A 22,676-nucleotide genomic window follows, 5' to 3' on the forward strand; every position below is an offset into this window, starting at 1 on the left:
GCGCGGGGGCGCCGCGCCTGCCCGGACACGCCGACGGTGGAGTGGCGCGCGCCACGTCGCGGTGCCGGGGGGGAACCCGGCCGGTTTCCCGAGGAGGTCCCCGGGGAGGTGCCGAGAGCCGGTGCCGGTGGCGGCGACTCAGCCGGCGATCCGGCCGGCCAGCTCCACCGCTTCCGCCAGGCTGTCCACCACCGGCACCCCGACCGGCTCCAGCTTCTCCCTGGTGTGCGAGCCGCCGGTGTACAGCACGGCGTGCGCGCCCGCCTCCAGCGCGGCCAGCGCGTCGTCCGCCGCGTCCCCGATCAGCACGGTGCGGGCCGGGTCCACCCGCGTGCCGAGCGCCGCCAGGTGCCGGACCAGGTACTCGGCCTTCTGCCCGCCGGCCGGGCCGCTGCGCCCGTCCACCCGCAGGAACTGGCCGGTCAGGCCGAAGCCCTCGACGATCGGCAGCAGCCGGTCGTGCGCGTACATGGACAGCAGCGACTGGCTCCGTCCGGCCGCGCGCCAGCCGTCCAGGAGTTCACGGGCGCCGTCGGTGAGGCCGCAGGCGGTGCTCAGCTGGTGGTAGCGGTCGTGGAACGCGTCGTCCAGACGCAGCCACTCGGCCTCGGAGGGCAGCCGGCCGAGCAGCCGCTGGTAGAACCGGGGGATCGGGATCTCGTACTGCTCGCGGTACTCCTGCAGCGTCATCGGCGCCACGCCGATGGTCGCGAAAGCGGCGTTGCTCGCTCCGAGCACCGCTTCCATGTCGTGGAAGAGCGTTCCGTTCCAGTCCCAGACGATATGAGTGCGCACGTCTGTACGGTAGCGCCGGGCCGGACCCAACCGGTAGGACGGGGCTCACGACGGCCGGGGCCCGGAGCGGGGCCCGGGCCGGGGCTCGGGCCCCGGCGGCGGGCTCAGGCCAGCAGGGCGGCGATCTCCTGGGTGGCGAACCACAGCAGGTCGTGGTCCTCGGCGCCGTCCACGGTGAACTGGGCGTCCTGGTCGCCCGCGTCCGCGGCCACCACCGCCCCGACCGCCGCCGCGACATCGGCCACCACGTCGCGGTCCGCGACATCGGCGTGCACGGCGGCCGCCTTGGCCAGCTTCACCGGCCCGGCCAGCACCACCCGGCCCAGCGAGGACTGGTCCTGGTACTCGTCGCCGGGGAACGGCGTCACGGCGGAGTCGGCGACGTCGAGCGCGATCACGACCCGCCGGCGCGGGGCGTCCGGCTCGGCGGCCAGCAGGCGCAGCGAGGACTGGGCGGCGCGGTTGAGCGCCGCGTACTCCAGTTCCTCCAGGTCGTCGCTGACGTACCACTCGCGCAGCGCGGGGGTGACGGCGTACGCCGCGGGCTGCTCCAGCGCGCCGCCCGCGTGCGCCGCCGCCAGGCCGGTCAGGGTGGTGGGCACGTACACGCGCATCGGTGGCACTCTCCGGTTCGTCCAGCGGCACAGCTTCCAGCGTCCCCAAGAATAAGCTCCGGACACGGCATCGCGATCACCCGTGCGTCCCCCGGTCCTCCCGCGGAGCCTCCCGGCCGACCCGCCCGCCCCGGCCGACCCGCCGTCCGGACTCAGCGGGCGGCCGCCAGGACCCGGCGGCAGGTGTCCAGCGCGCTCTCCAGGACCGGGCCCCGGCGGGACGGGTCCATCATGTTCGGGCCCATCACGGCCAGGTCCGCCGGTGCGGGCGCGAGCAGGTGGACCCGGACGCCGCCCGCCCGCAGCAGGCCGGCCTCCCGCAGCAGTTGCCGGGTCACCGCCCGGCGGTAGCGGCCGAGCAGCTGGACGAGCAGCTCGCGCGGGAGGTCGCGCCCATGCCGGGCGCGCGCGAAGCCGGACGCGCCGGGGACGGACTCCGAGTGCCCCGGTTGCGGACGACCCGGCGGGTCACTCAGCAGCGCCATGGGCGCCAGTACGTACACCTCGTCGAGGCCCCGACCGAGCAGCAGGTCGGCGTTGGTGGCCGACCAGCAGCCGCCGTCCACGTACTCCGCCCCGCCCACCCGGACCGGGGCGAACCAGCCCGGGATCGCGCACGAGGCCATCACCGCCTCGCCGAGACCGGCGGGCGGAGCGTCCGGGTCCCCGAAGACCACCCGGTGGCCGCCGCGGTAGTCCACCGCGACCACCCGCAGCGCCGAGGCGCGGCCGCCGCCGCCGAGCGGGGCGGCCCCGGCCCGGGCCGCCCCGGTCCCCCCGGCACCACCGAGCAGGCCCTCGCCGGAGCGGCCGGCGTCGTACGCGTCGGCGTCGGACGGACCGGCGGACCGGTCGCCGTACAACCCGTCGACCAGCGCGCCCACCGACTCCAGCGAGCCCCGGCCGTGCGGGGCCATCGCCGAGACCAGGGTGAGCAACGGGTACTCGCGCGGATGGCGCACGGCGTCCCGCAGCAGCCTCGGCGAGCCGATGCCCGCCCGGGGCCGCGGTGGCAGCGCCCCGCCGACCGCCAGGTCGTAGTCGAAGTCGGCCCCGGCCAGCGGCCCGGTCGTGATCGGCAGCCCCCGCTGGTGGTCCCGGAGCTGGTCCGTGCCCACCCCGGCGGCCAGCAGCGCGCCCAGCACGGCTCCGGCGGAGGTCCCGAGCACCACCTCGGCGTCACCGGGCCGACGGCCGGTCGCCTCCTCCACCGCGCAGAGCGCGCCGACCGTCCAGGCCGCGCCGAGCATGCCCCCGCCGCCCAGCACCAGGCCGCACCGGGGGGTTCCCCCGGCCCGCGCCGGCGCCGGTCGTGTCCCGGACACCCATGTCGTCATGGCGGCCGCCTGTCCTCGTCGGGGCGGTGCCGGTCCGGGGCGGGCGCGCGAACGGCGGCCCGCTCCGGCTCCGGACTCCGATCCTGCGCGCCGACCGACCGGATCCGCAACGCCCGTCCTGGCGAACGCGACCGTCCTCTTTCGGGCTTTTCCGCCTGTCCCGGCGCGTCAACCCGGTGCCGACCGGCCCCGTCCCGGACCCGCCGCCCCGGGGGTCGAATCACCCGGATAGGTGAACTTTCCCGAGGGTCGGGCGCCCCGCGCAAAGCCGTTGCCGCCCACCGCGGACGGCCGCTAGCAAGGAACCCGTCCGCACCCGCACCGTCCCGACCGCACGGCTCCGACCGCTCCCACCGACCGCTCCGGCCCGGCCCGGGCCACGACCCGTCCGCCGCCCCGAGGAAGGCCCATGACCAGATGCCCGCACCGCACCGCGCCGCCGCTCGCACCGCCCGCCGTCCTGTCGGCGCGTCCGTCCCGCCCGGCCGGCACCGCCCGGGACCACCGGGCGGCCGCCGAACCGCGACGTCCCCGCCGACCCCGGACGGCCTGCGCCGACGGACCGGGCCCCGACCCGCGGGTCGGCCTGAGCGCACGGTTCGCGCACCGACTGGTGGAGGTGCTGACCGGCGCCCGACCGTCCGGCCAGTTGCTGCGCCACACCACCCTGGACTGCTACGGCCAGCTGTCCGCCCTGGTCCGGGCCGGCACCCTGCGCGGGACCAGGGGCGGCGAACGGCCTCGGCTCGGCCCGGTGCACGACCGTTCGCCCGCGCCGGGCGCCGTCGAGGCGTGTGTCCGGGTGGACCTCGGTGGCCGGCACCACATGGTGGCGTTCCGGTTGGAGCCGCGCGGGCCCTCCGGCCAGTGGCAGTGCACCGCCGTGGAGGCCCGATGAGCCGCCCCGGCCCGCCCCCGTACCCGCCGTCCTGCCCGTCCCCCTGCCCGTCGCCGCACCCGGACCCGACGGGCCGGGGAACGGCGCCCGGAACGGCGCCGGGCGCCACCCCCGTACGGGAGTGGCGCCCGGCGTGGCGGCCGACCGGACCGGTCGGTCCCGCCTCAGCCCTTGCGGCGGCGGCCCTTGGCCGACTTGGCGGCCTTGCGGCGCTCGGCACGGGTCAGACCGTCGCCCTCGTCCTCGGCACCGAGGTCGTCGAACTCGCCCTCGACCACACCGCCGCCGACCTCCTCCGAGGGGGCCGTGTAGTGCAGCCGCTGCGGCTTGGGAGCCTCCAGGCCCTTGGCCTTGATCTCCGGACGCGGGGCGTCCTTCTCCAGCTTGTCGAGCAGCACCTGGGCGTCCTCGACCGGGACCTCCTCGACCTGCTGCTCGACCTGGACCTCCAGGTTGAACAGGTAGCCGACGGACTCCTCCTTGATGCCCTCCATCATCGCGGTGAACATGTCGAAGCCCTCGCGCTGGTACTCGACCAGCGGGTCGCGCTGCGCCATGGCCCGCAGGCCGATGCCCTCCTGGAGGTAGTCCATCTCGTAGAGGTGCTCGCGCCAGCGGCGATCCAGCACCGAGAGGACGACCCGGCGCTCCAGCTCGCGCATGATCTCCTCGCCGAGCTGGTCCTCACGGGCGCCGTACTGGCCCTGGACGTCCTCCTGGACGGCCTTGGTGAGGAACTCCGGGGTGAGGCCCGCGGCGCCGCCGGCCTCCTCCTCCAGCTCGGCCAGGTCAAGGGTGACCGGGTAGAGCTGCTTGAGCGCGGTCCAGAGCTTCTCCAGGTCCCAGTCGTCCTCGAAGCCCTCGCCGGTGGCGGCGGTGACGTACGCCTCGACCGTGTCGTCCATGAAGTGGCCGACCTGCTCCTGCAGGTCCTCGCCCTCCAGGACGCGGCGGCGCTCGCCGTAGATGACCTCGCGCTGGCGGTTCAGCACCTCGTCGTACTTGAGGACGTTCTTGCGGATCTCGAAGTTCTGCTGCTCGACCTGGGTCTGCGCGGAGGCGATGGCCCGGGTGACCATCTTCGACTCGATCGGCACGTCCTCGGGCACATTGGCCATCGAGAGCACGCGCTCGACCATGCCGGCCTTGAACAGACGCATCAGGTCGTCGCCGAGGGACAGGTAGAAGCGGGACTCGCCCGGGTCGCCCTGACGGCCGGAGCGGCCGCGCAGCTGGTTGTCGATCCGGCGGGACTCGTGCCGCTCGGTGCCGAGGACGTAGAGGCCGCCGGCCTCCTTGACCTCGTCCTGCTCCGCCTTCACGGCCGCCTTGGCCTTCTCCAGCGCGGCCGGGAACGCGGCCTCGTACTCCTCCGGGCTGTCCTCCGGGGTGAGCCCGCGCTGCGCCAGCTCGGCCGCCGCGAGGTGGTCGGCGTTGCCGCCGAGCATGATGTCGGTACCGCGGCCGGCCATGTTGGTGGCGACGGTGACGGCGCCCTTGCGGCCGGCCTGGGCGACGATCTGCGCCTCGCGCTCGTGGTGCTTGGCGTTCAGCACCTCGTGCGGGATGCCGCGCTTGCGCAGTTCCTGCGACAGGTACTCGGACTTCTCGACCGACACGGTGCCGACCAGCACCGGCTGGCCCTTCTCGTGCTTCTCGGCGATGTCCTCGACCACGGCCGCGAACTTGGCCGGCTCCGACTTGTAGATGAGGTCGGGCTGGTCGATCCGCAGCGGGTCCTTGTTGGTGGGGATCGGCACCACACCGAGCTTGTAGATCTGGTGGAACTCGGCCGCCTCGGTGGTGCCGGTACCGGTCATGCCCGCGAGCTTGTCGTACAGGCGGAAGAAGTTCTGGAGGGTGATGGTGGCCAGGGTCTGGTTCTCGTTCTGGACCTCCACCCCTTCCTTCGCCTCGATCGCCTGGTGCATGCCCTCGTTGTAGCGGCGGCCGGCCAGAATACGGCCGGTGTGCTCGTCGACGATCATGACTTCGCCGTTCATGACGACGTAGTCCTTGTCGTTCTTGTAGAGCTCCTTGGCCTTGATGGCGTTGTTCAGGAAGCCGACGAGCGGGGTGTTCACCGACTCGTAGAGGTTGTCGATGCCGAGGTAGTCCTCGACCCGGGTGACGCCCTCCTCCAGGATGCCGACGGTGCGCTTCTTCTCGTCGACCTCGTAGTCGCGGTCGATCTTCAGGCGCAGCACCAGCTTGGCGAAGTCGGCGTACCACTTGGTCGCCTGGTCGGCCGGGCCGGAGATGATCAGCGGGGTCCGGGCCTCGTCGATGAGGATCGAGTCGACCTCGTCGACCACGGCGAAGTTGTGGCCGCGCTGGACCAGCTCGTCCTTCGACCACGCCATGTTGTCGCGCAGGTAGTCGAAGCCGAACTCGTTGTTGGTGCCGTACGTGATGTCCATCCCGTACTGACGCTTGCGCTCGGCGGGCGTCATGTTGCCGAGGATCACACCGACCTCGAGACCGAGGAAGCGGTGCACCCGGCCCATCCACTCCGAGTCGCGCTCGGCGAGGTAGTCGTTGACCGTGATCAGGTGCACGCCCTTGCCGGTGAGCGCGTTCAGGTACGCGGGCAGGGTGCCGACGAGGGTCTTGCCCTCACCGGTGCGCATCTCGGCGACGTAGCCGTGGTGCAGCGCGGCGCCGCCCATGATCTGGACGTCGTAGTGCCGCTGGCCGAGCACGCGCTTGGCGGCCTCACGGACGGTGGCGAACGCCTCGGGGAGGATGTCGTCCAGCGACTCGCCGTCGGCGAGCCGCTGCCTGTACTCGTCCGTCAGGGCGCGAAGCTCGGCGTCGGTGAGGTTGACGAAGTCCTCTTCGATGGAGTTGACCTGGGCGGCAATCCGCTGCAGCTTGCGAAGGATCTTGCCTTCGCCGGCGCGCAGGATCTTGTCGAAGACGGACACGAGAGCGGGCTCCTTGCCTGTATTGGCACTGGACGACTGCACGGCGGATCCACCCCACCGCACGGGCCATCGTATGCGAGGAGCCCAACGCCTCGGGAGGTGCGTCAGCACGGTATTCCCGTGTCACCCCTGCGAGCACATACCCCGATAGCGTTCCCCACCGGGGCAAACCGGGCAGCCGTCCGGAGAGTTGGGCGCCCGGGACTGTTAATCGGATGCTCGGATTCATCTCTGGACGAAATAATCCGCCCATGGAAGAAAGCCCCGAACCCCGCGCCGGGGAGCGGTCCGGCCCGCCCGCAGCCGGTCCCGCCCGCGAGCCCGTCGCCCTCACCACCGAGCGCCTCGTCCTTCGCGCTCCGCGCGAGTCGGACATCGACGCGATCAACGCCGCCTGCCAGGACCAGGAGATCCAGCGCTGGACGGTCGTCCCCAGTCCGTACTCGCGCGGCGACGCGGAGTACTTCGTGTCCGACCTGGCCCGCAACGGCTGGCGGACCGGCGAGAACCTGGTCTGGTGCGTGTTCGAGCGCGAGTCCGGCGCGCTGGTCGGCAGCCAGGGGCTGATGCTCCCCGCCGGGCGGCCCGGCGTGGCCGAGATCGGGTGGTGGGCGACCAAGGAGTTCCGCGGCCGCGGCTACACCGTGGAGGCGGCCACCGCGGTGGCCCGCTACGGACTGGCCGAACTCGGCCTGCGCCGACTGGAATGGCTCGCCTACGTGGGCAACGACGGCTCCCGCGCGGTCGCCGCCAAGGTCGGCTTCCGGTTCGAGGGCACCCTGCGGGCGTACGCCGAGCAGCGCGGACAGTTCCACGACGCGTGGATCGCCTCCCTGCTGCCCGGCGACCTTCCCGGCTGAGCCGCCCCGCCCCCGGCGTCCGGCTGCCGCCCGGCCCCGCCCCGGCCGCACCACCGCCCCGACCGCACCGCCCCGACCGCACCGCCGCACCCTCGCCCCGCCCGCCCGGAACACCAGGACTCCTGCCGGGCGGGCGAATTGTCGGTGCCGGCCTCTAGGCTCCCCGGCATGACCGCCTCGACCCCTGGCTCGGCCCCGACCCCCGGCCCCTCCTCCCGCCCCGCCCCGGTGGCCGTGCTCGGCGCCGACGACGCCCGCCGGATCGCCCTGCGCGCCCAGGGCCTGCTCGGCGCGCCCGACCGCCGCGCCGGGGTGCCCGGGATGCTGCGCCGGCTCGGCTCCGTCCAGCTCGACACCATCTCGGTACTGGCCCGCTCCCACGAACTCGTGCCGTACGCCCGGCTCGGCGCGGTCGGCCGCCCGGCGGTCGAGGCGGCGTACTGGGGCGCCGGCGCGACCTTCGAGTACTGGTCGCACGCGGCGTGCATCCTGCCGATGGAGGAATGGCCGCTGTTCGCCTTCCGCCGCCGTCGCTACCGCGCGAAGGACCACGTCTGGGGCAAGCAGAGCGAGGCGGCGACGTACCGCTCGGTCCTGGACCGGCTGCGCGCCGAGGGCCCGCTCACCTCCACCGAGCTGGGCGGCGCCAAGAAGACCGCCGAGTGGTGGGACTGGTCGGACACCAAGATCGCGGTGGAGCGGGCCCTGGCCTTCGGCGACGTGGTGTGCACCGAGCGCCGGAGCTGGAAGCGCGTCTACGCGCTGGCCGAACAGGCCGTCCCCACCGAGCTGTTCGCCGCCGAGCCGGACGACGCCGAGTGCCTGCGCACCCTGGTCGCCCAGTCCGGCGCGGCCCTCGGCGTGGGCACCCGGGCCGACATCGCCGACTACCACCGGCTGCGCGCCGAGCAGGTGGACGCGGCGCTGCCCGACTCCGGCCTGGTCCCGGTCGAGGTGGCCGGCTGGGGCCCGGACGGCGCTCCCGGCGCGGCCTGGGCGGACCCGGAGGCACTCGCCACGACGCCGCGCGGCCGCCACCGCACCACCCTGCTGTCGCCGTTCGACTCACTGGTCTGGGAGCGTCCGCGCACCGAGCGGATCTTCGGCATGCTCCACCGGCTGGAGGCGTACACCCCCAAGCACAAGCGGGTGCACGGCTACTTCGCGATGCCACTCCTGGCCGGCGGCCGGCTCGTCGGCCGGGTCGACCCGGCCCGCGAGGGGAGGACCCTGGTGGCGCGTCAGGTCTCACTGGACTCGCCCCGGCACCTGGAGGCACTGGCCGACGCGCTGCGCGAGGCGGCCGGCTGGGTGGGCTGCGACGCCGTCCGGGTCGAGACGCTGCACGACGAGTCGCTCCGCCCGGCGCTGGAGCGACTGCTGGCCTGAAGCGACCGCCGGCCCGAACGCCCCGGCCCCGGACGCTCCGCCCCCGGACGCGCCGGGTGCCGGGTGCCGGGGCCCGTCGACCCACCGGGCCCCGCGGTCAGCCTATTTCGAGGATCTTCTCCCGCATCGCGTACACCACGGCCTCCATCCGGGAGTGCAGTTGGAGCTTCTCCAGGATGTTGCGCACATGGTTCTTCACGGTGTTCTCGCTGATGAACAGCTCCTTGGCGATCTCCCGGTTGTTCATCCCGGTGGCCACCAGCTTCAGCACCTCCAGCTCCCGGTCCGTCAGTCGCGGCGCGGGCACCAACTCCCGCTCGTCGGAACGGCGCTGGATCATCGACTTGAACTCGGTGAGCAGCTTGGACGCCATCGACGGGCTGATCTGGGACTGCCCGTCGGCGACCGCGCGGATCGCGGTGGCGACCTCGTCGGTGGAGATCTCCTTCAGCAGGTAGCCGGTGGCCCCCGCCTTGATCGCCTCGTAGAGGTCGGCCTCCTCGTCGCTTATCGTCAGCATGATGATCTTGGTACTGGGAGCCACGTCCTTGATCGCGGTGCAGGCTTCGATCCCGCTGCGGCGAGGCATCCTGACGTCCATGAGGATGATGTCCGGCAGCAGGTCGGCCGCCTTGAGCACCGCCTCGGCACCGTCCCCCGCCTCGCCGACGACGGTGATGTCCTCCTCCTCGGCCAGCACGATCTCCAGGCCGCGGCGGAACAGCGCGTGGTCGTCCACCACCAGGACCCGGATCGGCTCCCCCCGGCGCGGCGCGTAGTCGGGCTCCGTCCCGAGCCCCGGCGACACCCCCACGACCGGCACTGTCGCGGGCCCCAGCCCGAAGTGATCCCCCATCCGCTCCTCCCCCGTCGCCGGTCGTCGTCGGCCAATCATTCCACGGCCGGGGCACCTCGCGGTCACCCTCCGGTGCCGTTCGCCCCGCAGCGGGTGACCTGTTCGCCGACCGGCGGGGCCGCGGGCCGCCCCGGAACGCCGGGGACCCCGGCGGCGGTCGCCACCGGGGTCACCCCTCTCCTGCTGTCCGGACGGTCAGTCCTCGTCGTCGCCCGCGCCGATCGCACCGCCGGCGCCGCCACCCTCGACGGTCGAACCGTCGGCCTTCAGGTGGATCACGCCGTAGTGGTAACCGTGCCGGCGGTACACGACGCTCGGCAGGCCACTGTCCTTCTCCACGAACAGGTAGAAGTCGTGGCCGACCAGCTCCATCTCGTAGAGCGCCTGGTCGAGCGCCATCGGGGCGGCCGGGTGGGTCTTCTCCCGGACCACCAGCGGGCCTTCGCCCTCCACCTCCAGGGATCCCATCATGGTCTTGCGGACGGCACCGTTGGTGCTGCTCTCCGCCGGCTTCGGCTCGGGCAGCGCGGCCAGGGCCGCGGTCGCCTCGGCGACGCTGATCGGGGTGCGGCCGCTGCCGCCCTTGTGGACCCGACGCCGGTCCGCGGACTTGCGCAGTTGGGCGTCGAGCTTCGCCGAGGCCAGATCGAGCGCCGCGTAGGGGTCAGCGGCGGCGGCCTCGGCCCGGATCACCGGGCCACGGGTACGGAGGGTGATCTCCACGCGGTCGGACCGGTCGGCCTGCCGCGGGTTGTGTTCCTTGGACACCTCGACATCGAGGCTGATCGCCTTGGTGTCGAACTTCTGGACCTTCTCCAGCTTCTCGGCCACGTGATCCCGGAACCTCTTCGGCACCTCGGTCTTGCGGCCCTTGACGACGATGTCCACGCAGAACTCCGATCCCTCGTTCTGTCGCCGGCCCGGGTGCTACCGGGCCGGACTGAGACCAGCCGGACCAGCCGAAACTTCCGCCGGCCCCCCGCCCCACCTGCAACGGTGGGAACGACTGGCCCTCACCTCACTTCCTCCCCACCAGGGACGGTTGAAACCCCCTGGAGCCTTATCGAACACCTCACACGGGGTTTTCGCCTCTCCGGCGGAGAGTTCGGGTATGACGGAGTGATGGGCCGGCGGTCAAGCTGCTGCACCCCTGTCTACCCTCCCGCGAGTGAAACACAGGTAAATACCTGGACAACACCCCCCGTACGGCGCATTCTTTGCTCACTCTCCGTGCCCCCACCCGCGAGGAGGAGCCGTGGCGCGCACCACCGCACCACCCCGCCGACCGCTCTCCCGGCGGCTCTTCGTCCACCCCCTGACCGGTCTCCTCGACGCGCTGCTCCCGGCCTCCTGCGCGGGCTGCGGCAGCGACCTGGGCCACTTGTGCCCGGAATGCCGCGACCTACTCACCAGCACCCCTCCGGCGCCCGCCGCGGCCCTCCCCGGGGCCTACGCCGCCGCGCCGTACGACGGTCCGGTGCGGCGACTGCTGCTCGCCCACAAGGAGCGCGGCGCGCTGCGGCTGGCCGGCCCGCTCGGCGAGGCACTCGCCCGGGCGGTGCGCTCCGCGCTCGGCCCCTCCCCGGGAGCGGCGCCGCTGCTGCTGGTCCCGGTCCCCTCCGCCCGGGCGGCGGTCCGCGCCCGGGGGCACGACCCCACGCTGCGGCTGGCCCGCGCCGCCGCCGGGTCCCTGTGCCGGGAGGGGTTGGACGCCCGCGCGGTACCGCTGCTGCGACACGCCCGGCCGGTCGCCGACCAGGCCGGGCTCTCCGCCGCCGAACGCCACCACAACCTGCGCGGCGCGCTCACCGCGCGCCCGCCCGGCCGCTTCCACCGTCACGGCGCGGCCGGGCGACACCCCCGGCCCGGCCCCACCGACCCCGGCCGTCTGCCCGGCCCCACCGGGTGCCGACCGGTCCTGGTCGACGACCTGGTGACCACCGGCGCCAGCCTCGTCGAGGCCGCCCGGGCACTGTCCGCCGCCGGACTGCCGCCCGCCGCGGCCGCCACGGTCGCGGCGGCCGTCCCGCACCGCCGCCGGGTGCCGGGTCTCAGCCCGGATAGATGAACGCGGACACCTTGTAGGGCAGCACCAGCTCCCGCCACTGGTTGTTCACCAGCCGGTACGGCTTGCCCACTTCCTTCTCCAGCGCCAGCACCGGCGGCACCGGCAGCGCGTTGGTCCCCCGGGACTCCGACGCGGCGACCGCGCCCATCTGGCCGCCGCCCAGCAGCCGCGCGTCCCGGTTCTGCGACCCGTCGGTGCTGATGTACTGCAACTGCTGGGCCTTGTCCTTCTCCTTGCCCAGCACCAGCAGTTGGTCCGCCTCCGCCCAGGACACCGACAGCACCTCCTGGAACGCCGGGTTGGCCAGCCGCAGCCCGGTGATCCTCGCGGTCGGGGCGTCCTTCGTGCCGCCGTGGACGAGCAGCCCCAGCCAGAGCCGCTGGTCCTTGCTGTCCTTGCCCTCCTTCAGCAGCAGGGCGACCCGGACGCCGTCCGAGGACACCTGGATGCCCTGCACCGAGCGGCCGGCCAGATCGTCCACCGCCACCGGGACGGCCTGCTTGTCCCGCACCATCAGCACCCGCGGCCCGGTCGGATCGCGGTCCACCACGTACAGGTCGCCGCGCCCGTCCCAGGTCGGCGAGACCAGCCCGTCGTCGCCCTTCGAGCCCGGACGGCTCGGGGTGGAGAGCACCGGCTGCGGCATGACCGGCAGCGAGTCCAGGAACGGCACCGTGAAGAGCTGGTGGCCGTCGGCGCTGATCGCCGCGGCGCGTTCGCCGTCCCGGGCCACCGCGACCGCGCCCAGCGGCCGCCCGCTCTGCTGCGCCCGTCCCAGCGGTCCGTGCACGGGCTCGCCGACGGCCTCCCCGCGCGCCTCGTGCAGCACGCCGTCGTCGGCCCGCTGGTAGAACTGCCGGGTGGACATCTGTCCGGCCAGCGAACCCGGACCGGTGGCCGGCTCGTCGGCGCGGCTCGCCTGACAGGCCGGTCCACCGTGCTGGGCCTTGAGCTCCAGCCGTTCGACCTGTCCGGTGCCCTGGTCGGCGAGGGTGTAGAGGAGCTGGGTGGCCATCCGCCGGCAGGCGGTGGCACTGCCGAGGTCGACCCCGATCAGCGTCACGTGCCCGGTGCGGTTGTCGTCCAGGGTCACCGACTCGACCGCCGCCGGACCGAGGCCCGCCGGGAAGGCGGAGCGGGAGACCGGCGTCAGCCAGGTCGACGGCCCCGAGACCAGCGCGCGGGCCGCCGAACCCAAGGGGTCTATTCGCCGCCGCAGGTAGATCGGGTCGGCGATCAGCACGTCCTGGTTGGTCACCGAGGCCGCGGTCGGCGCGGACGGGTCGGGCGCGGCGTAGAAGAACCGGTCGACCTGGCGGTAGCTGTTGCGGAAGTTGACCTCGTTGAGGATCAGCCCGTCCGGCAGCTTGTCGATCCGCCACTCGCCGGCCTTCTCCCGCACGAAGGAGAAGTTGAACTCGATCATGCGCGGCGACTCGCCGATGTACGAGTGCCGGTCGTCCACCTGGGAGACCAACTGGCCGTCGACCGGGATCGACACCTCGGTGTCGGTGTCGGTCACGCTCAGCTTGAGGTGGCTCGGATTGGAGGCGAGCACCTTGATGCCCGCCTCCGGGTTCCAGCTGGTCCGCGCGTCCGGGGTCAGGTACTTGCGCGCCGTCACATAGCTGTCGTCGGCGGTCAGCGCGTCGAGGAACCCGGCCAGCAGGTCCTGCGGCCCGGCCCCCTTGGCGGGCTCCACCGGGAACACCCTGACCTGGAGGTTCTTCTCCGCCGAGGTCTTGGACAGCTCGATCTTGGCGACGCCGCCGGAATCCGGCATCGCCGCGCAGCCGCCGACCAGCAGGGCACCCACCAGCGCGCCCGCCGTCCCGGCCAGCCGCGGCTCAATCCTGGCGCTGGTCCTTCGCACGCTGCGACCCCTCCGTGTCCGTTCCACCCGTGCCGTCCACCCCTGCGGCCCCGTCCGGCCCCGCGGCCCGCTGCGCCACCGACGGCCGGCCCGGCGTCGGGTCCACCATGACCTGGGCCCCGGTCGCACCGTACCCCGCACCGACCGGCAGCACGTCCGACGGATCCGCGCGCGGGCCCTCGGCCGCCCGCCGGCCGAGGCCGGGGCCGATGCTCAGCACGCCGCCGAGCCCGCTGCCGAACCCGCCGCCGGAGGTGTCCGGCGTCTCCGGGACGGCCTGCTCCTCGGTCGCGGTCAGCGCCGTCGCCCCGGCCGGGCGCGCGGCCCGGCGGTACGGCGTCCCGTAGGTGCCCAGGCCCCGGTTGTTGCGGGAGTCCTCCGGCTCCAGCCGGAACGGCGCCCGGCTGATCTCGCCGCCGCGGGTGCGCGGCATGGTGAGCCGGAAGTGCGAGCCGCCGCCCGGCTCCCCCCACGCCTGCAGCCAGCCGCCGTGCAGATGCGCGTCCTCGACCGCGATCGACAGGCCGAGGCCGGTGCCGCCGGTGGTCCGCACCCGGGACGGGTCGGCCCGCCAGAAGCGGTGGAACACCCGGGACGCCTCGCCCGGCTTGAGGCCGATGCCGTAGTCCCGGACGCCGATGGCGACCGCGCCGTCGCGCGAGCCCAGCCGGACCACGACGTCCCGGCCCTCGCCGTGCTCCAGCGCGTTGACCACCAGGTTGCGCAGGATGCGCTCGATCCGCCGGGAGTCGACCTCGGCCAGCACCGGTTCGCCGTCGCCGCGGATCACCACGGCGCTGCCCTTGGCCTGGGCCAGCGGATCGGCGGCCTCGACCACCCGGCCGACGATCTCGCGCAGGTCGACCGGTTCGGCGTCCAGGACGGCCGCGCCCGCGTCGAAGCGGCTGATCTCCAGCAGGTCGGCGAGCAGCGACTCGAAGCGGTCCAGCTGCCCCTGGAGCAGCTCGGCGGAACGGGCCGCCATCGGGTCCAGGTCCTCGCGGCTGTCGTAGATGAGGTCGGCGGCCATCCGGACGGTGGTCAGCGGCGTGCGCAGCTCGTGCGACACGTCGGAGACGAAGCGCCGCTGCACCCGGGACAGCTCCTCCAGCTGCCGGATCTGCGCCTGCAGCGCGTTGGCCATCCGGTTGAACGACTCGCCCAATCGGGCGATGTCGTCGGTGCCGGTGACCTTCATCCGCTCTTCCAGATGCCCGGCGGCCAGCCGCTCGGAAATCCCTGCGGCCATCCGGACCGGTGTCACCACCTGGCGCACCACCAGCCAGGCGATGCCGCCCATCATGATCACCACGAACACCCCGGCGGTGGCCAGAGTGCCGGTGACCAGGCCCAGGGTCTTGGTCTCCTGGCCGAAGGAGAAGACGTAGTACAGCTGGTAACTGCCGTTGCCGGGGCCGGTGAACTGCTGCCCGAAGACGAGCCCGGGCTCCGTGCCCACGCCGCTCTCCGGCGAGCGCTGGATCCGGGTGGGCTGGCTGAAGGTCTGGCCGGGCTCCTGCGCGACCCTGGCCTTCAGGCTGTCGGGGATGCTGCTCGGCAGGATGTCCGCGGAGTACCGCGGGCCGAGGCCGGCCTTGTCGGGCTGGACGGTCTGGCCGGTGCCGGGCAGCATCGCGATCACCGAGTAGACGTTCTGCCCGCTCGCCGCCAGGTCGCCGACCTGCTGGAGCAGCCAGGTGCCCAGGCCCTCGGGGGCCGAGTCGGCGGTCACGGTCCGCAGCCGCAGGTCGTCCGCGTCGTCGATCTTCTTGAGCTCGGTCTGGAATCCCGCGAGCGCCTGGTCCCGGGCCGCCGACCGCTTGGTCTCCAGCAGCCCGGTGCGGACCTGCGCCACCACGACGACGCCCAGCACCATCACCACCACGACCGACAGCAGCAGCGTCGCCGCCACCACCCGCAGCTGGATCGACCGCCGGTACAGCGCCGCCACCCGGTGCAGGGGTCGGCGCAGCTGACGGTTCAGCAGCGCGAGCAGGGCGACCGGCCCCCGTCGGCGGCGGTTGCGCACGGTCGAACTCAGTACGTCCCCGCGCACAGCGCCGCCACCTCCGTCGGTCGCGGTACCCGGCGGGGTTTCGTCGGCCCGGTACATCACGTCAGCTGGGCCCGGCCTTGTAGCCGACGCCGCGGACGGTCACCACGATCTCGGGGCGCTCCGGGTCCTTCTCGATCTTGGAGCGCAGACGCTGCACATGGACGTTGACCAGACGGGTGTCCGCCGCGTGCCGGTAGCCCCAGACCTGCTCCAGCAGCACCTCGCGGGTGAACACCTGCCAGGGCTTGCGGGCCAGCGCGACCAGCAGGTCGAACTCCAGCGGGGTCAGCGGGATGCCCCGGCCGTCCCGCTTCACCGAGTGGCCGGCCACGTCGATCACCAGATCGCCGATGGTCAGCTGCTCCGGAGTCGGCTCCTCGGCCCTGCGCAGCCGGGCCCGCACCCGGGCGACCAGCTCCTTGGGCTTGAACGGCTTGGTGACGTAGTCGTCGGCACCCGACTCCAGACCGACAACGACGTCGACCGTGTCGGTCTTGGCGGTCAGCATGACGATCGGAATACCGGACTCCGCCCGGATCTGCCGGCAGACATCGATGCCGTCCCGGCCGGGCAGCATCAGGTCGAGCAGAACCAGGTCCGGCTTGGTCTCCCGGAAGGCCGCTAGCGCCCTGTCCCCATCCGCGACGAAAAACGGCTCAAAACCCTCACCCCGCAGCACAATGCCGAGCATCTCGGCCAGTGCGGAGTCGTCATCAACGACGAGGACGCGTCCCTTCATGGGTCCATCTTCTCATTACCGGATTGTGACCTGCCGCACAGCAGTCCCATTGCTCCAGAACGGCCAACTGGCGATCCGGTCCATTTCAAGCCAAACCAGACCAATTCTCTGCCCTCTTCCACCCCCGGAGCCCCCGACGAAGCCCACGAACCGTCCGCCCCCCGACCGTTGCCGTTCAGCAACCGGCTCGCCCTGGGGCACGTCCGGGCACCATGACACGATGGGCGCTGCGCGCGGGTAGAAGATCCACCCGGTGCCGCGCCCCCGAAGCCCTCCGAGGAGCAGTGATGACCGACACTCCGGGCTGGGCCTCGCCCGGCTCGTCCGAGCCGCCCCGCGACGGCGCCCGGCCCACCGCCGACGCGCCCGCCGCCGTGCCCGGCCAGTCGGCACCGCCCCAGAACACCCCGCCCGCCTGGGAGACCGCCTCCGGGGCCCCGCAGCCCCCCTACGCCGGGCAGCAGCCCGGCTGGGGCACCCGGCCGGGCCCCGGCGGACCCCCCGGCTGGGGACCGCAGCCCCCCGGCGCCGGGTACGGCTGGGCCGCGCCGCAGAGCCCCAAGCCCGGAGTGATCCCGCTGCGGCCGCTCGGCCTCGGCGAGATCCTCGACGGAGCGGTCTCCACCGTGCGCAAGCACTGGCGGGTCACCCTCGGCCTCGCCCTCGGCGTCGCGGTCGTCCAGCAGGGCGCCTCGCTCGGCGCCCAGCTCGCCATCCAGGGGGACACCGGCGACCTCACCCCGGTGCTGACCGCCCTGATCAGCCTGCCGCTCTCGATGCTGCTCGGCGTGGTCGCCTCGGCCCTGCTGACCATGGTGGTCAGCCGCGCCATCCTCGGCCAGGCCGTGTCGATCGGGGACGCCTGGCGCGACGCCAGGCCCCGGCTGCTCCAGCTCGTCGGCCTCACCCTGCTCACCGGTCTCATCGCCGGCGGCATCGTCCTGCTGGGCTTCGCCCCGCTGATCGGCTACCTGGTCGCCGGGGCCGAGGAACCGGCGATCGTCGGCCTGCTCGTGATCGTGGGCCTGCTCAGCCTCCCGGTCGCCGTCTGGATCGGCATCCAGCTCAGCCTGGCCGCACCCGCCCTCATGCTGGAGAAGCAGGGCGTCATCACCGCCCTCTCCCGCTCCCGCCGGCTGGTCCGCCGCTCCTGGTGGCGGATCTTCGGCATCACCGTGCTCAGCCAGATCATCGCCGCGGTCGTCGCCGGTGTGATCAGCACCCCGTTCACGATCGCCGGCATGGTGATCGGCTTCGACGACTTCGTCGGACAGGTCGACGCCGGGAGCACCGCCGGCCTGCCCGCCGCGATGCTGGTCACCATGGCGATCGGCGGCGTCCTCTCCTCCACCGTCACCCTCCCCTTCACCGCCACCATCGGGGTGCTGCTCTACGTCGACCAGCGGATTCGCCGCGAGGCCCTCGACATCGAGCTCGCCCGCGCCGCCGGCCTGCCCGAGCACGGCGGCACCGGCTGGGGCGACCAGGCCGGCCCCGCGCCCGCAAGGCTCTGAGCCCGATGCCGATCCGGGGGGAGATCGTCGTGCTCGCGGGTGGCGCCCCGGTCACGACACCACGCGACGCGGCCCGGGACGCGGCCCGCGACGAACTGCTCAACGCCGACTACCACCGCCACGACCCGAGCCTCCAGCAGCGCGTCCTCGACTGGATCACGGACCGGATCGACCAGGCGCTGGGAGCTCTCGTCGGCGACGGCACCAGCGGCGCCACCGGCCTGGTCCTGTTCCTGCTGGTCGCCGCGGTCGTCGGCGCCGCCCTCTGGTGGCGCCTCGGCGCGCCCGGGCGGGCCGCCCGCACCCACCCCGGGGTCTTCGGCGACCTCGGTCCGCGCAGCGCCGCCGACCACCGGGCCGACGCCGAACGGCACGCCGCCGACGGCCGGTGGACCGAGGCCGTCCGCGAACAGATGCGCGCGCTCGTCCGCGGCCTGGAGGAACGCACCCTGCTCGACGCCCGCCCCGGCCGCACGGCCGACGAGGCCGCCGCCGAGGCCGGCCGCGCCCTGCCCGACCACGCGGCCGAGCTCACCGCGGCCGCCCGCGCCTTCGACGACATCGCCTACGGCGAGCGCACCGCCGACCGGGGCGCCTACCAGTCGCTGCGCGACCTCGACCGGGACCTCGAACGCGCCCGCCCGGTCCTCGCCCCGGCCGCCGGAGGAGCCGCATGACCAGCGCCACCCCCGCGCCGCCGACCGACCGGACCACCCCGGAGACCGCCGCCGCACGACCCGCGCCGTCCGCCACCAGCACCGCCCCCACCGGCCGCGGCCTGTGGCGACGCGCCCGCTGGTACCTGCTCACCGCCGCGCTCCTGCTGCTCGCCGCCGTCCTGCTCGCCGCCGTCAACCAGGAACGCCGGTACCCGCCGCTCGACCCCCGCTCCTACGAGCCCGCCGGCAGCCACGCCCTGATCGCCCTCCTCCAGCGCGAGGGGCTCGACGTCGACCTCACCGCCGACCCCACCGTCCGGCCCACCGGCGCCGACACCCTCGTCCTGCCCGAACCCGACCTGCTCACCCCCGAACAGCTGACCGCCGTCGCCGCCGCCCGGTACGGCCGACTGGTCCTGATCGCCCCAGGCCCCGCCGCCCTCAGCGCCCTCGTCCCCGGCGTCCGCACCTCCGACGAGAACGGCGGCGTCCCCTACGCGGGCGTGCGCACCACCGACCCCGGCTGCTCCCTCCCGGAAGCCGTCCGGGCCGGCGGCGCCCACCTCGGCGGCCTTCTCTACACCGCCGGCAGCCGCGGCGAGGGCTGCTACCCGCGCGGCCACGGCTACCCCCTGGTCACCGTCACCACCGGCCGGAACACCGACGTCGTGGTCCTCGGCAGCGGCCAGTTCCTCACCAACGAACTGCTCGGGAAGGACGGCAACGCCGCCCTGGGACTCGGCCTCCTCGGCTCCCGGCCCCACCTCGGCTGGCACCTGCCCGACTACACCGCCCCGGTCGCCGAGGGCGGGCGGAAGAGCTTCCAGGACTTCATCCCCGAGGGCTGGACCTGGGCCGGCTACCAGCTCGGCATCGCCGTCCTGCTCGCCGCGCTGTGGCGCGCCCGGCGGCTCGGCCCGGTGATGAGCGAACGGCTTCCCGTCGTGGTGCGCGCCTCCGAGACCACCGAGGGCCGCGCCCGCCTCTACCGCCGTGCCAAGGCCCGCGGCCGCGCCGCCGACGCCCTGCGCCGCGCCACCGCGCTGCGCATCGCCCCGGCCCTGGGCGTCCCGCCCGTGGCCGGCGCACCCGACCCCACCGCGCTCTGCGCGGCCGTCGCCGACCGTCTCCCCGAGCGGCCCGGCGGGGACGCGGCGACCCTGCTGTACGGCCCTCCCCCGACCGACGACGCCGCGCTGCTGCGGCTCGCCGACGACCTCGACACCCTCGAAAGGCAGGTCCGGAAGCCGTGACCGAGAAGGCCACCACCCAGCTCCGCATCACCCCCGGCCCGGCATCCGCCACCACCGGCACCACCGTCCCCGGCGGCACCCTCCCCGGTACCGCCGGCGACCCCCGGCTCGGCGACCCGCGCGAGGCACTCACCGCCCTGCGCGCCGAGATCGCCAAGGCCGTCGTCGGCCAGGACGCCGCCGTCACCGGCCTCGTCGTCGCCCTGCTCTGCGGCGGCCACGTGCTGCTCGAAGGCGTCCCCGGCGTGGCCAAGACCCTGCTGATCCGCACCCTGTCCACCGCGCTCGACCTGGGGACCAAGCGCATCCAGTTCACCCCCGACCTGATGCCCGGCGACGTCACCGGCTCGCTGGTCTACGACGCCCGCACCGCCGAGTTCTCGTTCCAGCCCGGCCCGGTCTTCACCAACCTGCTGCTCGCCGACGAGATCAACCGCACGCCGCCGAAGACCCAGGCCGCCCTGCTGGAGGCCATGGAGGAGCACCAGGTCACCGTCGACGGCGAGCCGCGCGCCCTGCCGGTGCCGTTCCTGGTCGCCGCGACCCAGAACCCGGTCGAGTACGAGGGCACCTACCCGCTGCCCGAGGCCCAGCTCGACCGCTTCCTGCTCAAGCTCGTCCTCCCGCTGCCCGACCGGGACCAGGAGTTCCAGGTCCTCGCCCGGCACGCCGCCGGCTTCGACCCGCGCGACCTCGCCGCGGCGGGCGTGCGCCCGGTCGCCGGCCCCGAGCACATCGCCGCCGCCCGCGAGCAGATCGCCAAGCTGACCGTCGCCCCCGAGGTGCTCGCCTACATCGTCGACCTCTGCCGGGCCACCCGGCAGTCGCCCTCGCTCTCCATCGGCGTCTCCCCGCGCGGCGCCACCGCGCTGCTCGGCGCCTCCCGCGCCTGGGCCTGGCTGGCCGGCCGCGACTACGTCACCCCCGACGACGTCAAGGCGCTCGCCCTGCCCACCCTGCGGCACCGCGTGGCCCTGCGGGCCGAGGCCGAGATGGAGGGCGTGACCGCGGACTCCGTGATCCAGGCCGTCCTCGCCCAGACCCCGGCCCCACGCTGAGCCCCGTCCGGGACCTCACCACCCCGGGCCTCGCCGCCCCAGGTACCACTGTCCCAAGTACCACCGCCCCACGTTTCGCCGCCTCACCGTCGGCCCCGACGAAGGAACGCACCGCATGGCCATCACCGGGCGAACCGCCCTGCTCGCCGCGCTCGGCGCCCTCGTCACGGGCCTGCTGCTGCCCTCCTGGACGGGGATCGGCGCCGTCACCGGCGCGATCCTGCTCGGTGTCGCCCTCGACCTGTTGCTCGCCGCCCCCGTCCGCGGTCTGCGGATCGACCGGGGCGGCGACACCACGGTCCGGCTCGGCGAACCCGCCTCGGTCGAACTGACCGTCACCAACCCGGCCGGACGCCTCCTGCGGGCCCGGATCCGCGACGCCTGGGCCCCGTCGGCCTGGCGACCCGGCACCGGGTTCGCCGCTTCCCGGCACACCCTGGGCGTCCCCGGCCACGAACGCCGCCGCGTCACCACCGTCCTCACCCCGACCCGGCGCGGGGACCACCACGCCCACAAGGTGACCGTCCGTTCGCTCGGCCCGCTCGGCCTGGCCGGGCGTCAGGGATCGCACCTCGTCCCCTGGACGGTCCGCGCCCTGCCCCCGTTCGCCAGCCGAAAGCACCTGCCCTCGCGGCTCGCCCGGCTGCGCGAACTCGACGGCCGCACCTCGGTCCTGACCCGCGGCCAGGGCACCGAGTTCGACTCCCTGCGCGAGTACCTGCCCGGCGACGACATCCGCTCCATCGACTGGCGCGCCAGCGCCCGCCGCCACACCGTCGCCGTCCGCACCTGGCGCCCCGAGCGGGACCGGCACATCCTGGTCGTCCTCGACACCGGCCGCACCTCCGCCGGCCGGGTCGGCGACGCGCCCAGGCTCGACGCCTCCCTCGACGCGGCACTGCTCCTCACCGCCCTCGCCACCAAGGCCGGCGACCGGGTCGACCTGCTCGCCCACGACCTGCGCAAGCGGACCGCGGTGGCCGGCCGCTCCCCCAGCGAGATCCTGCCGGCCTTCACCAACGCGATGGCCGTGCTGGAACCCGCCCTCTACGAGACCGACATGCGCTCGCTGGTCGCCACCGCCCTGAAGATGGCACCGCACCGCTCGCTGATCGTGCTGCTCACCGGCCTGGACGCGGCCCCCGTCGAGGACGGCCTGCTCCCGCTGCTGCCGCTCCTCACCAAGCGCCACGAGGTCGTCCTCGCGTCGGTGTCCGACCCCCACCTCGACGAGCTGGCCGCCGGCCGCGGCACGGTCGAGGCCGTGTACGGCGCCGCGGCCGCCGAGCAGACGCGCGCCGACCGCCGCCTCACCGCCGACCGTCTCACCCACGCCGGCCTCACCGTCCTCGACGCCCCGCCCGCGTCCCTCGCGCCCGCCCTGGCCGACACCTACCTCGCCCTCAAGGCCGCCGGCCGCCTCTGACACACGGACTTCCCGCCCCCGTCCAGGGGGTACGAAGAAGCCCCGCCACCGATCCGGTGACGGGGCTTTCGAATGTCTTTCGGCAGCTGGTGGACCTCCCCCACCGGGGCGGCCCCTCAGCGCTTCCAGGGGCCCTTCCCGGCACTCTTCAGGGCCCGGGAAACGTGCTCCGCCACTGAATCCGACGGCATTCCCACCCGAGCGGCAGTTCTGATTCCCCGTGCCGGCCCGGGAGATACCTGGACGGAAACGTGGGCGGAACGCGAAGAACCCCCGTCGGTTTCCCGACGGGGGTTCTTCACAATGATTGTTCGGCGGCGTCCTACTCTCCCACAGGGTCCCCCCTGCAGTACC

Annotated in this window: 18 protein-coding genes; 9 read left to right on the top strand and 9 right to left on the bottom strand. The window is 74.0% G+C overall.

The features are described from left to right. Positions 1-138: 138 nt before the first annotated feature. From ACIQ9P_RS25320 to ACIQ9P_RS25330, 3 genes are all read right to left on the bottom strand, one after another. Positions 139-795: an HAD family hydrolase gene (locus tag ACIQ9P_RS25320; RefSeq protein WP_402360307.1), complete on the bottom strand. Its 657-nt coding sequence runs from the start codon at positions 793-795 to the stop codon at positions 139-141. A 104-nt stretch (positions 796-899) separates the two neighbouring features. Then, positions 900-1,409, bottom strand: coding sequence for a DUF6912 family protein (locus ACIQ9P_RS25325; RefSeq protein WP_402360309.1), 510 nt, complete (start codon positions 1,407-1,409; stop codon positions 900-902). Between the two features lie 152 nt (positions 1,410-1,561). Further along, positions 1,562-2,746: a patatin-like phospholipase family protein gene (locus tag ACIQ9P_RS25330; RefSeq protein ID WP_402360312.1), complete on the bottom strand. Its 1,185-nt coding sequence runs from the start codon at positions 2,744-2,746 to the stop codon at positions 1,562-1,564. Between the two features lie 409 nt (positions 2,747-3,155). On the opposite strand from ACIQ9P_RS25330, the gene ACIQ9P_RS25335 reads away from it, so the two are divergent. After that, positions 3,156-3,644: an Rv3235 family protein gene (locus ACIQ9P_RS25335; protein ID WP_402360315.1), complete on the top strand. Its 489-nt coding sequence runs from the start codon at positions 3,156-3,158 to the stop codon at positions 3,642-3,644. Between the two features lie 164 nt (positions 3,645-3,808). Here ACIQ9P_RS25335 and secA read toward each other — a convergent pair whose 3' ends face one another. Next, complete coding sequence (gene secA, locus ACIQ9P_RS25340; RefSeq protein WP_402360318.1) at positions 3,809-6,571, bottom strand: preprotein translocase subunit SecA; 2,763 nt, start codon at positions 6,569-6,571, stop codon at positions 3,809-3,811. A 251-nt stretch (positions 6,572-6,822) separates the two neighbouring features. Here secA and ACIQ9P_RS25345 point away from each other — a divergent pair, with 251 nt between their 5' ends. Together ACIQ9P_RS25345 and ACIQ9P_RS25350 are read left to right on the top strand one after the other, a co-directional pair. Further along, positions 6,823-7,431 (top strand): GNAT family N-acetyltransferase, encoded by a 609-nt coding sequence (locus ACIQ9P_RS25345; RefSeq protein WP_402360321.1) that lies wholly within the window; start codon positions 6,823-6,825, stop codon positions 7,429-7,431. A 168-nt stretch (positions 7,432-7,599) separates the two neighbouring features. After that, complete coding sequence (locus ACIQ9P_RS25350; protein ID WP_402360324.1) at positions 7,600-8,820, top strand: winged helix-turn-helix domain-containing protein; 1,221 nt, start codon at positions 7,600-7,602, stop codon at positions 8,818-8,820. A gap of 97 nt (positions 8,821-8,917) precedes the next feature. Here ACIQ9P_RS25350 and ACIQ9P_RS25355 read toward each other — a convergent pair whose 3' ends face one another. Both ACIQ9P_RS25355 and hpf read right to left on the bottom strand, forming a co-directional pair. After that, on the bottom strand, positions 8,918-9,676 hold the full coding sequence (locus ACIQ9P_RS25355) for a response regulator (protein ID WP_402360326.1): 759 nt from the start codon (positions 9,674-9,676) through the stop codon (positions 8,918-8,920). 195 nt (positions 9,677-9,871) lie between these two features. Next, complete coding sequence (gene hpf, locus ACIQ9P_RS25360; protein WP_402360329.1) at positions 9,872-10,564, bottom strand: ribosome hibernation-promoting factor, HPF/YfiA family; 693 nt, start codon at positions 10,562-10,564, stop codon at positions 9,872-9,874. A gap of 448 nt (positions 10,565-11,012) precedes the next feature. Here hpf and ACIQ9P_RS25365 point away from each other — a divergent pair, with 448 nt between their 5' ends. Next, positions 11,013-11,744: a ComF family protein gene (locus ACIQ9P_RS25365; protein ID WP_402360374.1), complete on the top strand. Its 732-nt coding sequence runs from the start codon at positions 11,013-11,015 to the stop codon at positions 11,742-11,744. Here ACIQ9P_RS25365 and ACIQ9P_RS25370 read toward each other — a convergent pair. Genes ACIQ9P_RS25370 through mtrA form a run of 3 tightly spaced genes read right to left on the bottom strand, consistent with a single transcriptional unit; the run spans position 11,728 to position 16,412 of the window. Further along, complete coding sequence (locus ACIQ9P_RS25370) at positions 11,728-13,617, bottom strand: LpqB family beta-propeller domain-containing protein (RefSeq protein ID WP_402360331.1); 1,890 nt, start codon at positions 13,615-13,617, stop codon at positions 11,728-11,730. The genes ACIQ9P_RS25365 and ACIQ9P_RS25370 overlap by 17 nt on opposite strands. After that, on the bottom strand, positions 13,592-15,730 hold the full coding sequence (gene mtrB, locus ACIQ9P_RS25375) for an MtrAB system histidine kinase MtrB (RefSeq protein ID WP_402360334.1): 2,139 nt from the start codon (positions 15,728-15,730) through the stop codon (positions 13,592-13,594). The genes ACIQ9P_RS25370 and mtrB overlap by 26 nt, the downstream gene beginning before the upstream one ends. 4 nt (positions 15,731-15,734) lie before the next feature. Continuing rightward, the gene (gene mtrA, locus ACIQ9P_RS25380) at positions 15,735-16,412 is read right to left on the bottom strand and encodes an MtrAB system response regulator MtrA (RefSeq protein WP_030247322.1); all 678 of its coding nucleotides are present in this window, start codon (positions 16,410-16,412) and stop codon (positions 15,735-15,737) included. A 287-nt stretch (positions 16,413-16,699) separates the two neighbouring features. On the opposite strand from mtrA, the gene ACIQ9P_RS25385 reads away from it, so the two are divergent. The 5 genes from ACIQ9P_RS25385 (at position 16,700) to ACIQ9P_RS25405 (ending at position 22,322) form a co-directional block, all read left to right on the top strand. After that, on the top strand, positions 16,700-17,926 hold the full coding sequence (locus ACIQ9P_RS25385; protein ID WP_402360337.1) for a hypothetical protein: 1,227 nt from the start codon (positions 16,700-16,702) through the stop codon (positions 17,924-17,926). 5 nt (positions 17,927-17,931) lie between these two features. Then, entirely contained in the window at positions 17,932-18,603 is a 672-nt protein-coding gene (locus ACIQ9P_RS25390; protein ID WP_402360339.1) for a DUF4129 domain-containing protein, read from the top strand. Continuing rightward, the gene (locus ACIQ9P_RS25395; RefSeq protein ID WP_402360342.1) at positions 18,600-19,838 is read left to right on the top strand and encodes a DUF4350 domain-containing protein; all 1,239 of its coding nucleotides are present in this window, start codon (positions 18,600-18,602) and stop codon (positions 19,836-19,838) included. The genes ACIQ9P_RS25390 and ACIQ9P_RS25395 overlap by 4 nt, the downstream gene beginning before the upstream one ends. 137 nt (positions 19,839-19,975) lie before the next feature. Next, positions 19,976-20,896: an AAA family ATPase gene (locus ACIQ9P_RS25400; protein ID WP_402360377.1), complete on the top strand. Its 921-nt coding sequence runs from the start codon at positions 19,976-19,978 to the stop codon at positions 20,894-20,896. A 115-nt stretch (positions 20,897-21,011) separates the two neighbouring features. After that, positions 21,012-22,322, top strand: coding sequence for a DUF58 domain-containing protein (locus ACIQ9P_RS25405; RefSeq protein ID WP_402360345.1), 1,311 nt, complete (start codon positions 21,012-21,014; stop codon positions 22,320-22,322). Positions 22,323-22,676 lie beyond the last annotated feature (354 nt).

Origin of the sequence: Kitasatospora sp. NPDC094019 (assembly GCF_044764505.1) — a bacterium.
Lineage (GTDB): Bacteria > Actinomycetota > Actinomycetes > Streptomycetales > Streptomycetaceae > Kitasatospora.

What these genes read in the sequence shown, in the direction of transcription:
- mtrB (WP_402360334.1), bottom strand. Translation starts at nt 15,730, where the DNA reads ATGTACCGGGCCGACGAAACCCCGCCGGGTACCGCGACCGACGGAGGT.
- mtrA (WP_030247322.1), bottom strand. Translation starts at nt 16,412, where the DNA reads ATGAAGGGACGCGTCCTCGTCGTTGATGACGACTCCGCACTGGCCGAG.
- ACIQ9P_RS25405 (WP_402360345.1), top strand. Translation starts at nt 21,012, where the DNA reads ATGGCCATCACCGGGCGAACCGCCCTGCTCGCCGCGCTCGGCGCCCTC.
- ACIQ9P_RS25390 (WP_402360339.1), top strand. Translation starts at nt 17,932, where the DNA reads ATGCCGATCCGGGGGGAGATCGTCGTGCTCGCGGGTGGCGCCCCGGTC.
- ACIQ9P_RS25330 (WP_402360312.1), bottom strand. Translation starts at nt 2,746, where the DNA reads ATGACGACATGGGTGTCCGGGACACGACCGGCGCCGGCGCGGGCCGGG.
- ACIQ9P_RS25395 (WP_402360342.1), top strand. Translation starts at nt 18,600, where the DNA reads ATGACCAGCGCCACCCCCGCGCCGCCGACCGACCGGACCACCCCGGAG.
- ACIQ9P_RS25385 (WP_402360337.1), top strand. Translation starts at nt 16,700, where the DNA reads ATGACCGACACTCCGGGCTGGGCCTCGCCCGGCTCGTCCGAGCCGCCC.
- ACIQ9P_RS25355 (WP_402360326.1), bottom strand. Translation starts at nt 9,676, where the DNA reads ATGGGGGATCACTTCGGGCTGGGGCCCGCGACAGTGCCGGTCGTGGGG.
- ACIQ9P_RS25345 (WP_402360321.1), top strand. Translation starts at nt 6,823, where the DNA reads ATGGAAGAAAGCCCCGAACCCCGCGCCGGGGAGCGGTCCGGCCCGCCC.
- ACIQ9P_RS25350 (WP_402360324.1), top strand. Translation starts at nt 7,600, where the DNA reads ATGACCGCCTCGACCCCTGGCTCGGCCCCGACCCCCGGCCCCTCCTCC.
- ACIQ9P_RS25325 (WP_402360309.1), bottom strand. Translation starts at nt 1,409, where the DNA reads ATGCGCGTGTACGTGCCCACCACCCTGACCGGCCTGGCGGCGGCGCAC.
- ACIQ9P_RS25335 (WP_402360315.1), top strand. Translation starts at nt 3,156, where the DNA reads ATGACCAGATGCCCGCACCGCACCGCGCCGCCGCTCGCACCGCCCGCC.